Annotated in this window: 13 protein-coding genes; 7 read left to right on the top strand and 6 right to left on the bottom strand. The window is 43.6% G+C overall.

What is annotated here, in order from left to right; all coding sequences use genetic code 11:
• Positions 1-103: 103 nt before the first annotated feature.
• The gene (locus tag N0824_RS07465) at positions 104-1,054 is read right to left on the bottom strand and encodes a heme o synthase (RefSeq protein WP_108936305.1); all 951 of its coding nucleotides are present in this window, start codon (positions 1,052-1,054) and stop codon (positions 104-106) included.
• A 111-nt stretch (positions 1,055-1,165) separates the two neighbouring features.
• Positions 1,166-2,077 (bottom strand): heme A synthase, encoded by a 912-nt coding sequence (locus N0824_RS07460; RefSeq protein WP_108936338.1) that lies wholly within the window; start codon positions 2,075-2,077, stop codon positions 1,166-1,168.
• Between the two features lie 314 nt (positions 2,078-2,391).
• Between N0824_RS07460 and N0824_RS07455 the strand changes: the two genes are divergently transcribed.
• From N0824_RS07455 to lpxC, 6 genes are all read left to right on the top strand, one after another.
• Complete coding sequence (locus N0824_RS07455) at positions 2,392-3,357, top strand: cytochrome c oxidase subunit II (protein ID WP_046663288.1); 966 nt, start codon at positions 2,392-2,394, stop codon at positions 3,355-3,357.
• Positions 3,358-3,386: 29 nt separating this feature from the next.
• On the top strand, positions 3,387-5,063 hold the full coding sequence (gene ctaD / locus N0824_RS07450; protein WP_108936304.1) for a cytochrome c oxidase subunit I: 1,677 nt from the start codon (positions 3,387-3,389) through the stop codon (positions 5,061-5,063).
• Positions 5,064-5,199: 136 nt separating this feature from the next.
• The gene (locus N0824_RS07445; protein ID WP_052277060.1) at positions 5,200-5,823 is read left to right on the top strand and encodes a heme-copper oxidase subunit III; all 624 of its coding nucleotides are present in this window, start codon (positions 5,200-5,202) and stop codon (positions 5,821-5,823) included.
• Between the two features lie 683 nt (positions 5,824-6,506).
• Complete coding sequence (locus N0824_RS07435; RefSeq protein WP_108936303.1) at positions 6,507-7,385, top strand: Hpt domain-containing protein; 879 nt, start codon at positions 6,507-6,509, stop codon at positions 7,383-7,385.
• Between the two features lie 275 nt (positions 7,386-7,660).
• On the top strand, positions 7,661-9,724 hold the full coding sequence (locus N0824_RS07430) for a BamA/TamA family outer membrane protein (RefSeq protein ID WP_108936302.1): 2,064 nt from the start codon (positions 7,661-7,663) through the stop codon (positions 9,722-9,724).
• A 249-nt stretch (positions 9,725-9,973) separates the two neighbouring features.
• Entirely contained in the window at positions 9,974-10,786 is an 813-nt protein-coding gene (gene lpxC / locus N0824_RS07425; protein WP_108936301.1) for a UDP-3-O-acyl-N-acetylglucosamine deacetylase, read from the top strand.
• Here lpxC and N0824_RS07420 read toward each other — a convergent pair.
• From N0824_RS07420 to N0824_RS07405, 4 genes are all read right to left on the bottom strand, one after another.
• Positions 10,783-11,658 (bottom strand): N-acetylmuramoyl-L-alanine amidase-like domain-containing protein, encoded by an 876-nt coding sequence (locus tag N0824_RS07420; RefSeq protein WP_108936300.1) that lies wholly within the window; start codon positions 11,656-11,658, stop codon positions 10,783-10,785. The two genes, lpxC and N0824_RS07420, sit on opposite strands and share 4 nt — an antisense overlap.
• Before the next feature lie 154 nt (positions 11,659-11,812).
• The gene (locus tag N0824_RS07415; protein ID WP_108936299.1) at positions 11,813-13,306 is read right to left on the bottom strand and encodes a P-loop ATPase, Sll1717 family; all 1,494 of its coding nucleotides are present in this window, start codon (positions 13,304-13,306) and stop codon (positions 11,813-11,815) included.
• A 5-nt stretch (positions 13,307-13,311) separates the two neighbouring features.
• Complete coding sequence (locus N0824_RS07410) at positions 13,312-14,688, bottom strand: KGGVGR-motif variant AAA ATPase (protein WP_108936298.1); 1,377 nt, start codon at positions 14,686-14,688, stop codon at positions 13,312-13,314.
• A gap of 7 nt (positions 14,689-14,695) precedes the next feature.
• Complete coding sequence (locus tag N0824_RS07405; RefSeq protein ID WP_108936297.1) at positions 14,696-15,127, bottom strand: HEPN domain-containing protein; 432 nt, start codon at positions 15,125-15,127, stop codon at positions 14,696-14,698.
• A 712-nt stretch (positions 15,128-15,839) separates the two neighbouring features.
• Here N0824_RS07405 and N0824_RS07400 point away from each other — a divergent pair.
• A complete protein-coding gene (locus N0824_RS07400; RefSeq protein ID WP_108936296.1) occupies positions 15,840-19,826 on the top strand; it encodes a magnesium chelatase subunit H in 3,987 nt (1,328 codons plus the stop codon).
• Positions 19,827-19,908 lie beyond the last annotated feature (82 nt).

The raw sequence follows: 19,908 nt of genomic DNA, 5'->3' as shown, positions 1-19,908 counted from the left end.
ATGGGGAGATGGGGAGATGGGGAGCATAAATGAAAATAATCTCCTGACTCCTGACTCCCGACTCCTGACTCCCGACACCACCAACAAACTTTTTCAGCAAAACCTAACTACAGGAGAATAAACTGGCAATTGTAGCGAGGAGACGAGAGGTCATGGGTAAACTATCGATCACCATAGCTGTACATAATAACATCATGTAAAGAATGGAATATTTAAACAGCGATCGAGCCATGTCTCGATCAAAAGGATTCTGTTTTAATCGCCAAGCTTTTTTCAGGAAAACAAACCCTAAAACCAAAGCCGCTACACCATAAACCACACCACAGGCAGCCAAGGGATAAATCAGGAGGAAAGTGAAAGGAACGACGATTAAAGTATAGAGCCAAATCTGCTCGCTAGTGGCTTCTTCTCCTTTAACTACGGGCATCATCGGGATATCTACTTCTGCATAATCATCCTTGATCATTAAAGCTAAAGCCCAAAAATGGGGAGGAGTCCAAAGGAAAATAATGGCGAATAAAATCCAGGGAATCCAACCGAGATCGCCCGTTACTGCCGCCCAACCGACGAGGGGAGGAATCGAGCCAGCTGCGCCACCGATAACAATATTTTGGACACTATGACGCTTGAGCAGATGGGTATAAATCAGCATATAAAATGCGATGCCGGTCATTGCTAAAAATCCGCTCAAAGTATTGACAAAAAAGACAAAAATTGCTAGGGAAAGGGAGGCTAAAACGAGGGCAAAAATGAGGGCGTGGAGGGGTTGCACGCGGCCAGAGGGAATGGGACGGGCGCGGGTGCGAAGCATGGTGTGATCGATATCGCGATCATAGATGCAGTTTAAGGTTTGAGCGGCGGCGGCGGCGAGAGTGCCACCGAGGAGGGTAAGAAAGAGTAAGAGGGGGGAAACCTGACCTTTAGAGGCGATTTCCATAGAGGCAACCGTGGTAATCAGCAGTAGAGGAATAATTCGGGGTTTGGTGAGTTGATAATAACTTTTAGCGACTTGTAAAAAATTATCGTGGTGGCGAAGGGCTTGAGTTCCAGTCATCGTGATTAAATCCTTAGAGATGGCTTATAAGTAATGGGACAAAATTAACTTCTTGGTTAGGATGGGCAATAGGCAAGAGGCGGTTAGATATGTGCAATTAATTGTGTCTAGTTACTTAGGCGCGAAAGAACGATCGCGAAGGGCGAAAGTGGTAAAAGCGACGAGGGTTGCCACCAATAGCGCACCGATGCTGTGGTGGGTGATGGTTAAGGGTTCCACCTGGAGATGTAGTTTCAGGGTGGCAACGCCTAAAAACACCTGTAGGGCGACTAATCCCCCGGCGCTAAAAGCTAGTTTTTTGAGGAGAGGAGGGATAGCGGCAGCTCGCCACGCGAAGAAAACTAGGGTTAAAACCGAGATAGTGGCGGGAAAAACCCCGATAATGTGGCTATTCATCACCGTGCAGAGTTGGGAAACCGTTAAACACTGATGGGCTGCCCAACGGGAACCGACGAGACCGCCGAGGAGACATTGCAGATAAACTAGACCGGTGGCGATCATTCCCATCCCAGTTAGTTTTCCGACCGTACCTGTGCCACGGTAGGGGGTCAGACCGATAGCAATGACGATTAGGGTGGAGAAAAAGAGCAAAGCTGTGGCTAAATGGGCGGTTACGATGTCAAATCGCAGTAATTGGGTCACGGTTAATCCTCCCAGGACTCCTTGCAGGAGAATTAAAGCCAAGGCAGCGATCGCCGAGGGCAACAGCCAAGGGGGAAGATGGCGACGATACCACCAAGACAGACCGACGAGAGCGATCGTACTAAACCCGATCAAAGAGGCATCCAGACGGTGAAACCACTCCAGAAATACCTGTAGATTCATCTGCTGACTGGGAATCCATTGACCGTAACAGAGAGGCCAATCGGGACAAGCTAAACCGGCGTTCATAACTCTGGTGGCAGCGCCCACCACCATGAGGGCGAAAGTAGCGATCGCAATTTTCCAGACTAAGCGGCGCATCCACACCTGAATATTGCCGGTTTCTCTTAGGGGTGTCGGGTTAAAAACAGATTCGGTCATCGGTTTGCCTGTTCTCAAGGAGTCTGTCATCAAAGATCCTGGCTTGGTTTGCCAGTTATTTATCACTGTGAATGAGTTTTTTTACGACAAGTAAAACCTTTTAGATATTCTTTAGATTTCTGGACATTTTCGTTACATTTGTTTACATAAACTCAGAATAAAATATAAAAATTAGTTATTTTAAATACTTTCCCTGAAAACGATCCCAAAGAAAAGATAAAATTCTCAGAAGATGCTGGTTAAATTTCCCATCTATACGGGAATCATGTTTTAGCCTTGAATAAGTAGCCACTATTAAAAATATTGAAAAGACCGTGAAAATTCCCAGCAGTATCCTGACGCTCGTACTCGGGATCACCTTAACCTTAATTAGTCTCTGGTACGGCCAAAATCATGGCTTAATGCCTGTGGCCGCTTCTGAAGATGCTCAGGAGATAGATAATATCTTTAATCTGATGATGACCATCGCCACGGGACTATTTTTAATAGTTGAAGGCGTGATTATCTATATAGTGATTCGCTTTCGCCGCAAACCGGGGGATCAAACCGACGGGCCGGCAGTGGAGGGCAATGTCCCCCTAGAAATCTTCTGGACAGCCATTCCGACGGTAATCGTCTTTATCCTTGCCGTCTATAGCTTCGAGATTTATAACAATATCGGCGGTCTCGATCCCTTGATTTCCAAGGGTGGCAAAGGAGAAATCGCCCACCACGGTCATCACCACGGCACGATGATGGCCCTGGGCGGCGATCGCAGAGTCGCCCTAGGTATCGGCAATTCCTACGATGGTGAAGGAGTTCCCCCCCTAGTGGTCAATGTTAAAGGTATTCAATACGCTTGGATCTTCACCTATCCCGAAACTGGCATTGTTTCTGGGGAACTGCACGCTCCCGTCAATCGCCCCGTGCAACTGAATATGGAAGCAGGGGATGTGATCCATGCTTTCTGGGTTCCCCAATTGCGTCTAAAACAGGACGTTATCCCCGGACAGGAAACGGTGTTATCGTTCACATCCAACCAAATTGGTCAATATCCGATCATTTGTGCGGAACTTTGCGGGGCCTATCACGGCGGCATGAAATCTAGCTTTGTGGTTCACTCCCAAGGGGATTACGACCAATGGGTGCAGGACAACACAATCGCCGAAGTTGACAGCGATCAAACCGTAGCTATGACCGCTAAAGATCGCTCTGATAGTCAATATTTGACCCCCTACACCGAAGAAATGGGCATCGACGCTGAAATCCTCGCCCAAGTTGCCCATCAGCAGCAAATGTAATTTTTCTTGTCATCTAAAATCTTGGTATTATGACAGCATCAACGGAAATAACCACCCCAGCAACCGTTCCCGAGGTGATCCATCACCGCAAGTGGACGGATTACTTCACTTTCTGCACCGATCATAAAGTCATCGGTATTCAATATCTGGTGACTGCCTTTCTTTTCTTCTTTATTGGCGGTGCTTTCGCGGAAGTGCTGCGGACAGAATTAGCCACTCCCGACCCCGATTTCGTCTCCCCAGAACTATATAACCAATTCATGACCATGCACGGAACGATCATGATCTTTCTTTGGATCGTTCCGGTTGGGGCGGGTTTTGCCAATTATCTCATTCCCCTGATGATTGGGGCGGAAGATATGGCTTTTCCTCGTCTTAACGCCGTGGCTTTCTGGCTTAATCCCCCCGGCGGGCTGCTATTATTATCCAGTTTCTTTGTCGGCGCCCCCCAGTCCGGTTGGACTTCCTACCCACCTTTAAGCTTAATTAGCGGCAAATGGGGCGAAGAATTGTGGATTTTGAGCCTTTTATTGATCGGGACTTCTTCGATTTTAGGCTCGATTAATTTCATCACCACGATCCTGAAAATGCGGATTCCTGAGATGGATTTGTACAGTATGCCGCTATTTTGTTGGGCAATGCTGGCCACCTCGACTCTGGTACTGCTTTCCACCCCCGTTCTCGCTTCTGCTCTCGTTCTCTTGTCCTTTGATTTAATCGCTGGCACGAGCTTTTTTAATCCCGCTGGCGGCGGCGATCCGGTGGTTTATCAGCATATGTTCTGGTTTTACTCCCATCCTGCCGTTTATATCATGATTTTGCCCTTTTTCGGCACGATATCGGAGATATTACCGGTTCACGCGCGTAAACCGATTTTTGGTTATCGAGCGATCGCCTATTCCAGTCTCACCATCTGTTTCTTGGGTTTAATCGTTTGGGCCCACCATATGTTCACCAGCGGCACCCCCGGCTGGTTACGGATGTTTTTCATGGCGGCAACCATGTTAATCGCCGTTCCCACAGGCATTAAAATCTTTAGTTGGTGTGCCACCCTTTGGGGGGGTAAACTCAGTCTCAATACGTCTTTGTTATTTGGGATCGGTTTCCTGTCTTCTTTCCTCATCGGTGGTTTGACCGGGATTATGTTGGCTTCTGTTCCCTTCGATATCCACGTCCACGATACCTATTTTGTCGTCGGTCACTTCCATTATGTACTATTTGGTGGTACGGCAATGGCCCTGTTTTCTGCCGTTTACCATTGGTTCCCGAAAATGACCGGACGGATGTATAACGAAACTCTCGGTCGTATCCACTTTGTTCTCACTTTTATCGGTTTGAATTTAACTTTCATGCCGATGCACGAATTGGGATTATTGGGTATGAACCGTCGTATTGCCCTGTATGATGTGCAGTTTCAGGGTTTAAATGTTCTTAGTACCGCAGGGGCTTATATTCTCGGTATATCAAGTATTCCCTTCGCTATTAATATGGTCTGGAGTGCCTTTAAAGGTCAACCCGCCGGCCGTAATCCTTGGCGCGCTTTAACCCTAGAATGGCAAACTTCCTCTCCCCCAATTATCGAGAATTTCGAGGAAATGCCGATTCTTTGGTCCGGCCCCTACGATTACGGTATTGATATGGAAGAATCGGAAGCAGAGGAATCAGTACAAGATCTCCTCGCTGAAGTAGGTGCGGAATCCCAATAATCAGTTATCAGTTATCAGTTATCAGTTATCAGTTCACTGATTGCTGTTTACTGAAAAAAAGCTTCCCACTTCCCACTTCCCACTGATCACTGAAAAAAAGCTTCCCGTCTCCCGTGTAAACTAAGGATATTCAATTATGCAAGGTTCAACGCTCGAAGATTCTCAACTCTCTGTCAATTATCATCAGGAAACGGTGGAACACGGACATCATGGCCACCCAGATCATCGCTTATTCGGTGTGGTTCTGTTTCTAGTGGCGGAAAGTTCCATCTTTTTAGGCTTATTTGCCGCTTTCTTGTTCTACCGTACCATGTTACCCGTTTGGCCCCCCGCCGGCACGCCCGAATTAGAATTAACCCTACCGACAATTAACACGATTATTCTGGTGTCCAGTAGTTTTGTTATGCACATAGGACAAAAGGCGATTAAACAAAATAATAACGCCGGTTTACAATTGTGGTTCGGTATTACTGCCCTGATGGGAATTATCTTCCTTTGTGGTCAAGGATACGAATATTATCACGCTGAATTCGGTCTGACAACTAATGTTTTCACCAGCGCTTTTTATGCTTTAACCGGATTCCACGGTCTCCACGTTACTTTTGGTTTAGTGCTGATTCTATCTGTCCTCTGGCGTTCTCGTCAAAAAGACCACTATTCTAGTCAATCTCACTTTGGTGTGGAAGCAGCAGAATTATACTGGCATTTCGTCGATGTGGTCTGGATTATCCTATTTTTACTGGTGTATCTCTTGAGATAATTTTTGTTATTTAGTATGAGAAAAGGGCGATCAAGCGATCGCCCTTTTTTGTATATTTCAATTTACAGCAGTTATCTTATATAGCCAAGATCGGGGTGGTTAGGACAATCAATCGCTGAAACCCTTGACCGATAAGAGTTTGAAAATTGAAAGCGTCCTAAATAACCCATTTTTTGCTATACTATCGATCTTCTGAAACTCTAGGCAAAAGAGAAATAGGAATTGCGTGGAAAAACCTTCTCTAAAAGAGAATTTATTATTTATTAAGCAGGGAAAATAAACGACAGAACAAGCGAATTATTTGAGGAATAAAAATAAAAAATAACCAAGGTTTTAAGAGATTAAAATAACATAAAGTTTGAACAAATAATCTACGATTATTTAGGGCTTGCTGAATAAAGCTTAAAACCTTGTTGGATAAGGCTTTTAGACTTTTTTTCCTCAAAAAGTGCCAGTCATTGCGGGGATCGGGGGGAAAATCCCTGGACTTTTTCCCTGAAAATTAGGTAGTTGACCACCTGAAAATCGATAAAACCCCACACCCCACAGCCCACACCCTGCCCCAGGAAAAGCTTTTTGCCGCAAACCCCACATATTATATTATTCAATTAGATAACTGATATATTTCCTGAAAAACTGGGCAATCTAGGACTAGACAGCATCGTGATAAAGGGGATAAGACTTTGGACTCTGTTAACGCTCAGAAAATTCTCGGGTATTTCATCGAAGAAGCAAAAGAACACCTGGAAACTTTGGAACAGGGGATTTTAGACTTAGGCAATCTCGTCAACAACAATGAACAGATGAACGAGATGTTTCGTGCCGCCCATTCCGTCAAGGGGGGGGCGGCCATGTTAGGTTATAGCAGTATCCAAAAAACTGCTCACCGTCTTGAGGATGCTTTCAAAATACTGAAAGAAAATCCCCTAGAAGTGGATCAAAAATTAGAATCTTTGTTCCTCAAGGGTTATGATCTGCTTCAGATATTGATCGATAAGCTGCAGGATCCCTTAGGTTTGCGAGTCGAGGAAGCTGACGCGATCGTTAAAAACGGTGAAGCGACTTTTGCCGAATTACGCGCCCATCTTAACTATCTTCTCGGCCGGGGAAAATTGACCCCAGCTATTGCGGCGGACTCTTCTATTTCTATCAGGGTCAGAGATATACTCAAACAGATGTTACAACTGTTCAAACAGGAAGAAACCAGTGCTTCCCGTCAGCAATTACAAAAATTAATTTTACCTCTGTCTCAATTGGCTTCAGAACAGCAACAATGGCAATATTTAGTTAAAAATGCCCAATCGGCATTGGCTAACCCTAAACATTCCTATCGTACTCTCGCCCCAGTTATTATTAAGGAATTAAAACAAGCCGGTGATTTATTAGAATGGGGTCGCGGGGAAGAAATCACCGTCAGTCAAGAATTGCAATTATTAGCCACCGCTAAATTACCACAAATTCTGATTACCCTGGAACCGGAATTAGTAGCTAGTACCCTGCTGCAAATGTTCAATCGCCAACAGGTCTCGCAACTGGTACAGTTATTACAAACAAGACGTTAACGGCTGCCCCGGCGTAACTAATTGTGCGCCCACCGAGGTGGCAATAATCCTCGATGGTGAATTGGGATAGAGCCAAACCAGAAAAAGCTAAGATATGGCAAGATAAAAACTTAATGCTGACTGACGGCTGACAAATATCAGACCTGAGGCAGCATCTCTTGAGTCACCGGTCAAGCTGGGATTTACTGAGAGTAAGCGATCTGCTAGAGTTTTAACGTTCGTTAAATTTCTCGGGCAGAGAAAACAAACAAAACCATAATGGTGTTACTGGGTGTGTGGAAGTGCTTAAAAATCTCAATTTTTCGAGGCGATACTCCTCGCTGGCCCTGCTGCTGGCTATTTTCGGATTATTTCACGCGACGGCAATTGCCCAAGAAGAACCCCCAGAGACGGTTTTTCCCCGCGTCGAGCAGCTAGTACAGTCTCCTGCCGCGACGGAAGAAACTACTCCACCCGTGGCACCACCGCCAGAAAACCCAACTCCTCCAGAAACTCCCACAACAGCCCCACCAGCGCAGGCCGAGGAGTCGCGGGTTTTGGTGGCCGAAGTGGTAGTACAAGGAGCCGATCGAGAATTGGAAAATCTAGTTTATAATACCATTCGCACCCGACCCGGACGAAGCACAACTCGATCGCAACTACAAGAAGATATTAACGCCGTTTTTGCCACGGGTTTTTTTGCCGATGTGCGGGCAGTTCCCCAAGATACGCCCCTAGGAGTGCGAGTCACCTTTGAGGTGCAACCTAACCCCGTTTTTCAGGGGGTACAGATTCAAATTGCCCCGGAAACCGTGGACAAATCGATTTTACCGGCCGCGGTGGTCGAGGAAATTTTCGCCGGTCAATACGGCAAAACCCTGAATTTGCGGGAATTACAGGCGGGGGTCAAAAAAATCAATGACTGGTACAGCAAAAACGGCTATGATCTGGCCCAGGTAATCGGTGCGCCGCAAGTCACTCCCGATGGTCGGGTGATTCTGGTCATTTCCGAAGGTTTAATCGAAAAAATTCAAGTACGCTACTTTAACGTCGAACAGGAACCGGTCAAGGGTAAAACCAGAGAATTTATCATTACTAGGGAAATGCGCCTAAAAGCGGGGGATATTTTCAACCGCAATACGGCCCAACAGGATTTACAGCGTGTTTTCGGTCTCGGTTTATTCGAGGATGTGCGTCTGTCTTTTTCTCCCGGCAGCGATCCAAGGGAGGTGATTGTTAACGTCGATGTGGTGGAAGGTAATACTGGTTCCCTGGCCGCTGGGGGCGGTATTAGCTCGAATGCGGGACTATTCGGCACTGTCAGCTATCAACAGCGCAATTTTGGCGGTAATAACCAAACTTTAGGGGCAGAAGTCCAGTTAGGAGAACGGGAATTTTTATTTGATCTGAGTTTTTCCGATCCTTGGATTGCCACGGATAACTTCCGCACTTCCTACACGGTCAATGTTTTCCGGCGACAGTCGATTTCTCTGGTTTATGATGGGGAAAATTCCTCAATTAGGACGTTGAACGATAATGATAGTCCCCGTATCGTCCGGACGGGTGGCGGTATTACTTTTGTCCGTCCTTTGGCTCCCGATGTGTTTACAAAACCAAAATGGGTGGTTTCCCTAGGCTTTAACTATCAACAGGTACAGGTGCAAAATGCCAATGGGGACATCTCCCCTCTGTCTGCACCTCTCAACGGTTTTGGTAGTCAACAACTGGCGTTTAGTTCCTCTGGGATTGATGATCTACTTTCCCTAAATGTTGGCGCGATTCGAGATTTTCGCGATAATCCCCTGCAGCCTACCAGTGGTTCTTTCCTGCGTCTAGGTTTAGAACAAACTATTCCGGTCGGTTCTGGCAGTATTTTCGGCACTCGTGTTCGGGGTAGTTACAGTTACTTTATCCCCGTTCGGTTGATTAATTCCTTTAATCTCTTTGAAACCGATATCTTTAAAGGTCAGCAATCCCTCGCTTTTAATGTGCAAGCAGGAACAGTATTAGGCGATTTACCCCCCTACGATGCTTTTATTGTGGGGGGTAGTAACTCTGTACGGGGTTACGCCGAGGGAGAAGTGGGTAGCGGTCGTAGTTATTTCCAAGCGACGGCCGAATATCGTTTTCCCATTGTCGCAATTATCGGGGGGGCTTTATTTGTTGATTTCGGCACTACTATTGGTTCCCAAGGGGATGTCCTCGGTCAACCCGGGATTGTCCGGGATTTACCCGGTACTGGTCTCGGTTACGGTTTGGGTGTTCGGGTACAATCTCCCGTCGGCCAAATTCGGGTTGACTACGGTTTTAATGTCGATGGTGGTTCTCGTCTCCATTTCGGTATCGGGGAACGATTCTAATCAGTTATTGGGGATGGGGGATTAGGGAAATGGGGACATAGGGAAATTCAACTAAAACCCCAATACCCTAAAAACCTAAAACCCAACCCCCAAAACCACTAATAAGCTTTTCACTTTATTACTTAAGTAGCTGGTTATAATTAAATTAAAAATGGATTTTAGGTTCGATCCCCCCTGCCCCCCTTGATAAGGGGGGTGCCGATAGGCGGGGGGATCTGATAATTTTTAACGCCTACCTACTTAATAATTATGGTTTCTACTATCCCTAAACAATTTGAATTATCGGGAATTGGCCTGCATTCAGGGGAAATAACACGGGTGCGCGTCTGTGAGGCAAACCCCGGGGAAGGACGTTATTTTGTCCGCAGAGATTTAGCCAATCAACCGATTATTCCCGCTCTAGTTTCTTCGGTTTACCAAACGACTTTATCAACGGAATTGGGACAAGGAAAAGCAAAGGTTAGAACCGTTGAGCATTTATTAGCTGCCTTAACCGCTTTGGGGGTAGAGGATGCTCGCATTGAGGTGGATGGTGCGGAAATTCCCCTCCTCGATGGTTCGGCCAAAATCTGGGTGGAAGCGATCGAAAATGCTGGTTTAGATAACTCTTTTTCTCCATCAGATTTAACTATTTCTCAACCGATTTGGTTGTACGAAGGGGATGCTTTTGTAGCGGCGATTCCTTCCCCTGAATTACGTTTTACCTACGGCATCGATTTCACCTATAAACCGATCGGTAATCAATGGTATAGTTGGAGTCCTGATCAAGAAAGTTTTCAAGAGGCGATCGCGTCAGCCCGGACTTTCGGTTTTGCCGATCAAATTGAGTATCTGCAAAAGGCTGGTTTAATTAAAGGAGGCAGTTTAGAAAATGCTTTAGTCTGCGATCAAAATCAATGGTTAAATCCTCCTTTACGCTTTGATAATGAACCAGCAAGACATAAATTATTGGACTTAATTGGTGATTTAAGTTTACTGGGAACCATTCCCACTGCCCATTACATGGCTTTTAAAGCCAGTCATAAACTCCACGTTCAATTAGCTAAAGCAATTCAGGGTTAATTATTTCTTGGATCAAGGGGACGAACTACAAAAATACCGATGGACTTGTCCACTTTAGTGATATATTTTTGTAGGTCTTTAGCAATGGTAACTTGACCGGCAGGAGAGGCATGAATTAAGCCAATTTTGCCATCGGAAAAGCGATAAACTAGACCGGTATGGGTGGTATCTAAACCAGCAATATTAGTCACGACACCGATAATATCGCCAGCTTGTAGTTGTGGGTAAATATCTTTAATCTTAGGGGTGGGAATATAGGTTAAGGATAAGCTTTCTAATCCTTGTTCTACCTGTTGAATACAATCGTAATTACTTTGAGTTTTTAACTGGGGATATAGAGGGCGATTTTTGCTCATAAAATTGAGCTTTTTGTCAAGAGTAATTCCCCCTAATTTTTGAGTTATATTTTCTACATTACCTCGTTTTTGGTTGTCATTAATCCAATCGGAAAAGTAGTGAAGACGACTACAATAACCGTCGAGAATACCGTGGCGATAACGCTGATTTAAAACCTGCTGACTAAAAGCAGAATACTGATAATTTTTTAAAGCAAAATTGTGACTCAAAGCGAGAACTGTTTCCACAAAGAGGACACAATCAAACTCTTTTAAAGAGATAAATAATTTTTCTGTAGGAGAGCGATCGAGTAATCCTGCTTGATATTTTGCTCCTAAAAATTGAGTGGCGATATTCTGGATTATATCAGCCATGGCTAGGCGATCGAGTTGTTGATTTTGAGCGTACTGCACCAGTTTTTTATAATTAGGATCGCTGACTTCTTGAGCAAGAATAGTTTCCGATCGAGCTATACTCAAGGGAATTAAAACAGGATTAATTAATAAATAGGGTAAAGTTATCCAATTAAAAAACATTTTCGATCGATTACTGAAAATAATAGGGTTTATCACCGACTAATACACATTAACTATCGGAGTTATCAACTGTTAAAATCTGCCAGTATTAGTTATTATTGCTTCATGTATTTTACTATTTATTCTACATAAAATTATTGTCGATATCCTCAAGTTATTGAGGACGTTGAACCCCACCGCGACGTTTAACTTTAAACCCATATGAATAAATTTCAGGTATATTAATTCGATCATCAATCTGACTTTCCACCACACCCAATTGTATTAGATATTGCACAATCCCTTCAGGTTCCTGAACGGGAGGTTTGTTTTCTTTTTCAGGACTCCATTTAGTTGAGCGCACAGCCTCTAAAAAAGTTTCTTTCGGCATAGGAGTTTTTAACCCTTCTAACTTAGTTTTTAGAGATTCTAACCAAGGATATTCTTCCTGTGCTAATTCTTTAATTCTATCCTCTGAAGTATCCATTAAAGCACTCTGGAGATCAGGGGGTTGTAGAAGGTATAGCTCGGTCAGTTGTTCAAAACGTTCTAATCTTTTGGCTGCCGCTAGGTCGAATAATTTTAGAAAAGAGCGAGGAGCAATTCTACCCCCAGTATCCTGAAGATGATTAGGTATCCATCGGTAGGTAATGCCTTTTTTAGGACTAGCTCCCATATATTTACCGATCATTTTTTCGATTAATTCTTCAAATAATCGTTCATCACTACTAACATTCCATCCTAGTTGGGTTGAGCTTTCATAAATTAAATTAGGGATCATCTGTAAATAGTCTCTCATTTCTTGATCGGAATTAGCTAACCGTTTAATCCAGAGTTGATAGAGCCAAGAGCGTTGCCATTCTAGCCGATGGGATTGTAATTTAGAAGCATCAGGAAATCCCAAAAATTCCTCTCTAAATAGGTCGGTACGAAGAAATATTTTTGGTCGAATTCTCTCCCAACGACGAGAGCGATCGAGCCAAAAAGCTAATAATTCTCTAATCGGATTAGCTAGAGCATTATAAGTAGTCAATAACCGATCCAATTCATCATAAGTAATAAATAGCCATTGGTCAGAACTAATTAATTGTTCGTCTAATTTGTCAAGAACATAATTTAGATGTTCAAAATTATCTTTAACTAAAATTCTCCATTCTGATAAAAGCGATAACCTATTTTTAAGAATAGTAGTAATATTTGGCTCCAATTCTTGACCTATAATGCTGGCAATATCAGATTCTTGTTCCTGTAAAATGACACCTAAAATCAATCCTAACCAGAAACTACGCCATTCAAGATTAGTAGCGTTTTGCATTTCTTTTTCTATAATTTCTGGTGACGGAAATCGTTTTGCAGTTTTGCGAGTGCGACCAAATCCTGCAATCCATCTGGTCTGATTTAAAGGAGCAAGACCTCGAATATTTAAACTATTAACTAAAGCTTCTCGTCCAGAGGGAATGGCTAGTAAACGAAATAATTCTGTTTTACCCACACCCCGACCACCTTGAATTAATAAAATGCTTGGCTCCAAAGCTTTTCTATAATCAACCACGGGTAAGAAATTTTTGAGAAATACGTCTTCATCATCACTTTCCTGTTCAGCAGTTGCTTTTCCAGGAGCAACTGCTCCCATTAATTCCAGTAACTTTTTTTTATCGAATTCAGCCATAATTTTTACCGATTGTTTATAATCACATCACGTCCAAATAATTGACAAAGCTTTTCAGCAATAGTTTGATAAGGAGAATCGGTCATAACTTTCACGAGATTTGCTAATCTCTCTTTTTCTTCTGGAGTATCGTGCCGTGAGTCACGAGTAAAGAGGGCAATATCTCCCCGCAGACTATTATCGTAGGGGACAACTATCGGGAAAAATGGTGCATCAGTATCATTAGAGTTAGGGACATCTTCAGATTCAGTATAATAGTTTTCTTGGAAAATTGTATAGGCTCTTTGTCGAAAATTTCGTAACTCTCTTTCTCGGCCAACTGTTCCTAAAGATGGAGCGAGAGCATGAACTAAAATTAATGGTAAAGGATCCTCAGGGTTAGATAGGGCTAAATGTTGGATAACTTGGGTTAATCCTGCCCAACTTTGTCGAGATTCCGTACCAAAAATAACCACTGCATGGGAAAAATAAGTAATAGCTAAACCACCAATATCATGAAAACCTGCTCTTGCATCCATGAGAATAAAATCCAGTGGTCTGCTTAACCTTTCTATTTCTTCTAGCATTTGTTTTAAAATGCCTTGTAGTTGACCATTGACAAGATTTTGAAAGTCTAAACGAGCCAATTTTTCTAAATAATCTTGATCCACATTTCCTGCTGGTAGCAATTTTAAGATTTCACCTTCATCTCCTAACAAATTTGAGTCATTAATATCTTTTAAACTCAGTTTCCATTTGTCTTTTTGAACTTTCTTTTCTAGCAAATAGTCCATGACCCCAGAATTAGCGGCAAAATCCTCAGAAAAAATTGTGGCCAGACCAGGAGCTTCTAAATCAAGATCAACTATAGCGACTCGATGACCATTCCGCGCTAAAGTTAAGGCAGTAGCGGCAATAGTAGTGGTGCGACCAACTCCTCCTTTGAAGGAAAAAAAGGAGACAATAGCTGGTTTATATCCTTTTTCAACTTTTTCAAAATCCCAAGGCAATTGCTGCCCAATTTTATTCTCTGTCCATGCTTGTTTAGCCAGATGACGTTCTAGAATATACCATTTCAAGCTTGGCGATTCATCGAACCAAGGTGCCTTAACTTTTTCCTTCATGATAAGATCAATCAGGGCTTTATAAGCATCTCCTTCTCCTTTTTGCCACCAAATATCATGGCCATAGTAATCCTCAAGTTTTTCAGACAGGAGTGTAGATAGATGATTTTCTTCGTTTGATTCTATCTTGTTTGTCCCTGTTAACCCTAGAAATAAGCGAATTTTTCCCTCAACATCACGAATAATAATCACGGATTCTAGTTTGGCTACAAGAGAACCAAGACTGGAATCCTGAAAGCAGTCCCTTACCCTAGCAAAAGTTTCACTAAAACTAATCATCAGAATCTTAAATATCCTTACTAGAAATATAACCGTTTAGCACTAATCTGAGAATAATATCTCGATAAATTTCTTCAGCATATTCAACGGCCGAGTTAGCCTGATCTTCAGTCCAATATCCAGATTGATAATATCTTCTTTCTGGGTGATTTTGCCCTAGAACAGTTCCCTGGATGCGAGAAACTGGTAACTGTTGCTCTAAAATAGGATAGAGAATTCCTAATCTTTCCCTCGCTTTACCTTCTAATTCCTCGAGATCATGTCCGAATTTTTTAGCGGCTTTTTGATCATTTTTAAAATACTGTTCTACTAAAAACTTAAAAGCGCATTCTACCACATAACCAGCTAGGTAAATGGCATTGTCCCAACGGTTTTTAGACAGCAAAATTTTGGCATCTTGCAAATGTCGGCCTGCTGCACTAGCAAATAACTCGGTCATAGATGTATCGAATCAAATAAAAACTTTTTAGCCATAAACCAATTCTACCACCATAACGAAACTTTAAGAACTTTACTTCCTTGTTGTTGATTTTTTAACCTAAACTTGCCAAATTTTCTGAAACTATTGCCTGATTTCCTCACTATAATTAAGCTGTTGACTATCTAAATTACTCCTTAAGACTGCACTGGAGTGCCAGAGTTGCCAGTCCAAGCATTTGTACTAAAATTTCCCCTACTCAGTTTAAATCCAGTACAGCTTACCTGCTACTGAATCCTAACCCTAACAACAATTTTTGATTTTTACCAGAGGTCTAGGACAAGGACAAAAAGCTTATCTTGATTGAGTTATAGCACTTGCAGATGTCTATGAGATGATCTAGAATCCTCACCCTGATCATCTTTGAACAGGGACATCTCGTCTGAGGTGCTGATAAATAACAGTTTTGTGATTAAAAGTCAATAGATTAAATATTAATTATTGTAAAGAAAAGCTTGAGCAGTTACTCAGAAAGCTCTTTACCATCTGTTACAAAATATGGCAAGATATTTATCGAATTGTGTCAAAACCCAGAGTAAATACTCACTTGGGTTACATTTTCTGATACAAAACAGAAACATATATCTAAATACCTTAAACAAAGGGCGATCGTCATCAGATGACGAAAATACCTCAAAACCAGACTCAGCAATAATAAGGAGAACCATCATATATGTTCACTCACGTCAAGTCCACCATTCGTCACATAGTTCCCGACGGGTTGAATGGTCGATCGCTGGTCAAGGTGGTCTATGTCGTGCTAGAACCTCAGTACCAAAGTGCGCTGAGTAGTGCGGTCAGGGAAATCAACGCTAACAACCCGAAACTAGCGATCGAAATTAGTGGTTATTTAATCGAAGAACTGCGCGATGGGGAAAATTATCGCAATTTTCAGGAGGATGTAGCCAAAGCTAATATTTTCATTGCTTCTCTCATCTTTATCGAGGATTTAGCCGATAAAGTTGTGGCCGCTGTCAGTCCCCATCGGGATAAATTAGATGCGGCGATTGTCTTTCCCTCCATGCCCCAGGTAATGCGCTTAAATAAGTTAGGCAGCTTTTCCATGGCACAATTGGGACAGTCTAAGAGTGTCATCGCTAATTTTATGAAAAAGCGCAGGGAAAACTCTGGCGCTGGTTTCCAAGATGCGATGTTAAAGTTATTGCGAACTTTACCGCAAGTCCTGAAATATCTCCCTATGGAAAAAGCTCAGGACGCACGCAACTTTATGTTAAGTTTCCAGTATTGGCTGGGAGGTTCGGCAGAAAATTTAGAGAATTTCCTGTTAATGTTGGCCGATAAGTACGTCTTTGATAATAAGGATGACAGTGTAGTTTACAAGGAACCGGTAGTTTATCCAGATATGGGTATCTGGCATCCTTTATCCCTGAAAATGTTCGAGGATGTCAAGGAATACTTCACTTGGTACAATAACCGCAGTGATATTCCCGATGACCTAAAAGACCCCTTGGCTCCCTGTGTTGGCTTGATTTTACAGAGAACTCACCTCGTTACTGGTGATGACGCTCATTATGTCGCTCTCGTGCAGGAATTCGAGTCTATGGGTGCGCGAGTCCTTCCCGTTTTTGCTGGGGGATTAGACTTTTCCAAACCCGTAGAAGAATACTTCTGGGATAAAAGCTTAAAAGGAGTGGAAGCGGTTGCTATCGTTGACACGGTAATTTCCCTGACAGGATTTGCTTTGGTGGGAGGTCCAGCGCGACAAGATCACCCGAAAGCGATAGAATCCTTAAAACGTCTCAATCGTCCCTATATGTGCGCGTTACCGCTAGTTTTCCAAACCACTCAGGAATGGGAAGAAAGCGATTTGGGGTTACACCCGATTCAAGTGGCGCTACAGATTGCTATTCCGGAATTAGACGGTGCGATCGAACCTATTATATTATCAGGCCGGGATGGGGCTACGGGTAAAGCGATCGCCTTACAGGATCGGGTAGAAGCGATCGCTCAACGGGCGCTAAAATGGGCTAACCTAAGAAAGAAACCGAAACTGAATAAAAAAGTCGCCATCACTGTTTTTAGTTTCCCCCCCGATAAAGGGAATGTGGGAACCGCAGCCTATTTAGATGTTTTCGGTTCCATCTACGAAGTGATGAAAGCGTTACAAAATAACGGTTATGACTTGCAGGACATACCTGCATCTCCCAAAGAACTGATGGAAGCGGTGATCCATGATGCCACCGCACAATACCATAGTCCGGAGCTAAATATCGCCTATCGGATGTCTGTACCTGAATACGAACGCTTAACTCCCTATTCTGTCCGTTTGGAGGAAAATTGGGGACCACCACCGGGACACCTCAACAGTGATGGACAAAATCTGTTAATCTACGGGAAGGAATTCGGTAATGTCTTTATCGGGGTTCAACCCACCTTCGGTTATGAAGGGGATCCCATGCGTCTGCTATTTTCTCGTTCTGCTAGTCCTCACCACGGTTTTGCAGCCTACTATACCTATCTCAATCAAGTCTGGAAAGCAGATGCGGTTCTCCATTTTGGCACCCACGGATCCCTAGAATTTATGCCGGGGAAACAGATGGGAATGTCTGGGGAATGCTACCCCGATAACCTCATCGGGATGATTCCCAATCTCTACTATTATGCCGCTAATAATCCGAGCGAAGCGACGATCGCTAAACGTCGTAGTTATGCGGAAACTATTTCCTATCTCACTCCCCCCGCAGAAAATGCCGGACTCTACAAAGGGTTAAAAGAACTAAGCGAGTTGATCGGTTCCTACCAAACCCTGAAGGATAGTGGGCGTGGGGTGCAAATTGTCAATACTATTGTTGATAAATGTTTATTAGTCAATCTCGACAAAGATATAAGTTTACCTGATGGTGATACTGCCCATCTCAGTCAAGAGGAACGGGATAATATCGTCGGTTCGGTCTATCGTAAACTGATGGAAATTGAATCGCGCTTACTTCCCTGCGGACTTCATGTTATTGGGAAACCCCCCTCGGCGCTTGAAGCGGTGGCAACTTTGGTCAATATTGCCAGTTTAGACCGGGAAGAGGACGATTTACTTTCCTTACCCCGGATTATTGCTAACAGCATCGGCCGGGATCTAGAGGAAGTTTATCGCAATAGCGATCGAGGTGTGTTAGAGGATGTGGAATTACTGCAAAACATCACCCTCGCGACTCGCGCTGCCGTCTCCGCTTTAGTCGAGTCTCAAACCGACGGGTCAGGTCGGGTATCAATGCTTTCTAAGCTGAATTTCTTGAATATAGGCAAGAAATCGCCTTGGCTGGAAACTTTACAGTCGATGGGTTATCCACAAGTTGATCCGGTGGCGTTAAAACCCCTGTTTGAATACTTAGAATTCTGTTTAGAACAGGTCTGTGCTGATAATGAATTGGGGGCCCTATTAAAAGCATTGGAAGGGGAATACGTTCTTCCCGGTCCTGGTGGCGACCCCATCCGTAACCCCGGAGTTTTACCGACGGGTAAAAATATCCACGCTTTAGACCCCCAGTCTATCCCGACCCTAGCGGCGGTAAAATCGGCTAAAATCGTGGTGGATCGTCTGTTAGAACGGCAAAAACTGGATAATGGCGGTAAATATCCTGAAACCATCGCTTGTGTTCTCTGGGGAACTGATAATATTAAAACCTATGGGGAATCCCTGGCACAAATTCTCTGGATGGTGGGGGTTCGTCCTGTTCCCGATGCTTTGGGACGGGTGAATAAATTGGAATTGATTCCCCTAGAGGAGTTAGGAAGACCGCGCATTGATGTGGTGGTCAACTGTTCTGGTGTATTCCGGGATTTATTTATCAATCAGATGAACTTGCTTGACCAAGGTGTAAAAATGGCCGCGGAAGCAAATGAACCGATGGAGATGAATTATGTCCGCAAACACGCTAGGTCACAAGCAAAAGAAATGGGTTTAACGGTTCGACAGGCAGCCACCCGCATCTTTTCTAATGCTTCCGGTTCCTATTCTTCTAACATCAATCTCGCGGTGGAAAACAGCAGTTGGGAAGATGAAAAAGAGTTACAGAATATGTATCTCAACCGCAAGGGTTTTGCTTTCGACTCCGATAACCCTGGGATGATGGCCGATAATCGTCAGTTGTTTGAAGCATCTTTAAAAACTGCCGAGGCAACTTTCCAAAACTTGGATTCTAGCGAGATTAGTTTGACTGATGTTTCCCACTATTTCGACTCGGATCCGACGAAAGTTGTCGCTAGTTTACGCGATGATGGCAAAAAACCGGCGGCCTATATTGCTGATACTACTACCGCTAACGCTCAGGTGCGTACTTTATCGGAAACCGTGCGCTTGGATACCCGCACCAAGTTACTCAATCCCAAATGGTACGAGGGAATGTTAAGTCACGGTTACGAAGGAGTCCGAGAATTATCGAAGCGTTTGGTTAATACCATGGGATGGTCGGCAACTGCTGATGCGGTGGATAATTGGGTTTATGAAGATGTGAACACCACTTTTATTCAAGATGAGGAAATGTGTCAGCGTCTGATGAATCTCAATCCTAATTCTTTCCGCAAGATGGTGGGAACCCTGCTAGAAGTTAATGGTCGCGGTTACTGGGAAACTTCTCAAGAGAATTTAGACCGCTTACAGGAACTTTATCAAGAAGTGGAGGACCGCATCGAAGGAATCGAGTAATTGATCTAGTAAAATACATCAAGGTAGAGAGGCAAAATATCGCTTCTCTACCATTTTTGTCTAGGAAAAACTTACAGTATTT

This window comes from Microcystis sp. 0824, from assembly GCF_003112475.1.
GTDB lineage: Bacteria > Cyanobacteriota > Cyanobacteriia > Cyanobacteriales > Microcystaceae > Microcystis > Microcystis aeruginosa_C.
The sequence above is the reverse complement of the archived record's forward strand: the minus strand, read 5'-3'. Positions and strand labels throughout refer to the sequence as shown.

Bases quoted from the DNA above. Each gene is read 5' to 3' on its own strand.
- N0824_RS07465 (WP_108936305.1), bottom strand. From the start codon at position 1,054: ATGACTGGAACTCAAGCCCTTCGCCACCACGATAATTTTTTACAAGTC.
- N0824_RS07460 (WP_108936338.1), bottom strand. From the start codon at position 2,077: ATGACCGAATCTGTTTTTAACCCGACACCCCTAAGAGAAACCGGCAAT.
- ctaD (WP_108936304.1), top strand. From the start codon at position 3,387: ATGACAGCATCAACGGAAATAACCACCCCAGCAACCGTTCCCGAGGTG.
- N0824_RS07445 (WP_052277060.1), top strand. From the start codon at position 5,200: ATGCAAGGTTCAACGCTCGAAGATTCTCAACTCTCTGTCAATTATCAT.
- lpxC (WP_108936301.1), top strand. From the start codon at position 9,974: ATGGTTTCTACTATCCCTAAACAATTTGAATTATCGGGAATTGGCCTG.
- N0824_RS07420 (WP_108936300.1), bottom strand. From the start codon at position 11,658: ATGTTTTTTAATTGGATAACTTTACCCTATTTATTAATTAATCCTGTT.
- N0824_RS07415 (WP_108936299.1), bottom strand. From the start codon at position 13,306: ATGGCTGAATTCGATAAAAAAAAGTTACTGGAATTAATGGGAGCAGTT.
- N0824_RS07410 (WP_108936298.1), bottom strand. From the start codon at position 14,688: ATGATTAGTTTTAGTGAAACTTTTGCTAGGGTAAGGGACTGCTTTCAG.
- N0824_RS07405 (WP_108936297.1), bottom strand. From the start codon at position 15,127: ATGACCGAGTTATTTGCTAGTGCAGCAGGCCGACATTTGCAAGATGCC.
- N0824_RS07400 (WP_108936296.1), top strand. From the start codon at position 15,840: ATGTTCACTCACGTCAAGTCCACCATTCGTCACATAGTTCCCGACGGG.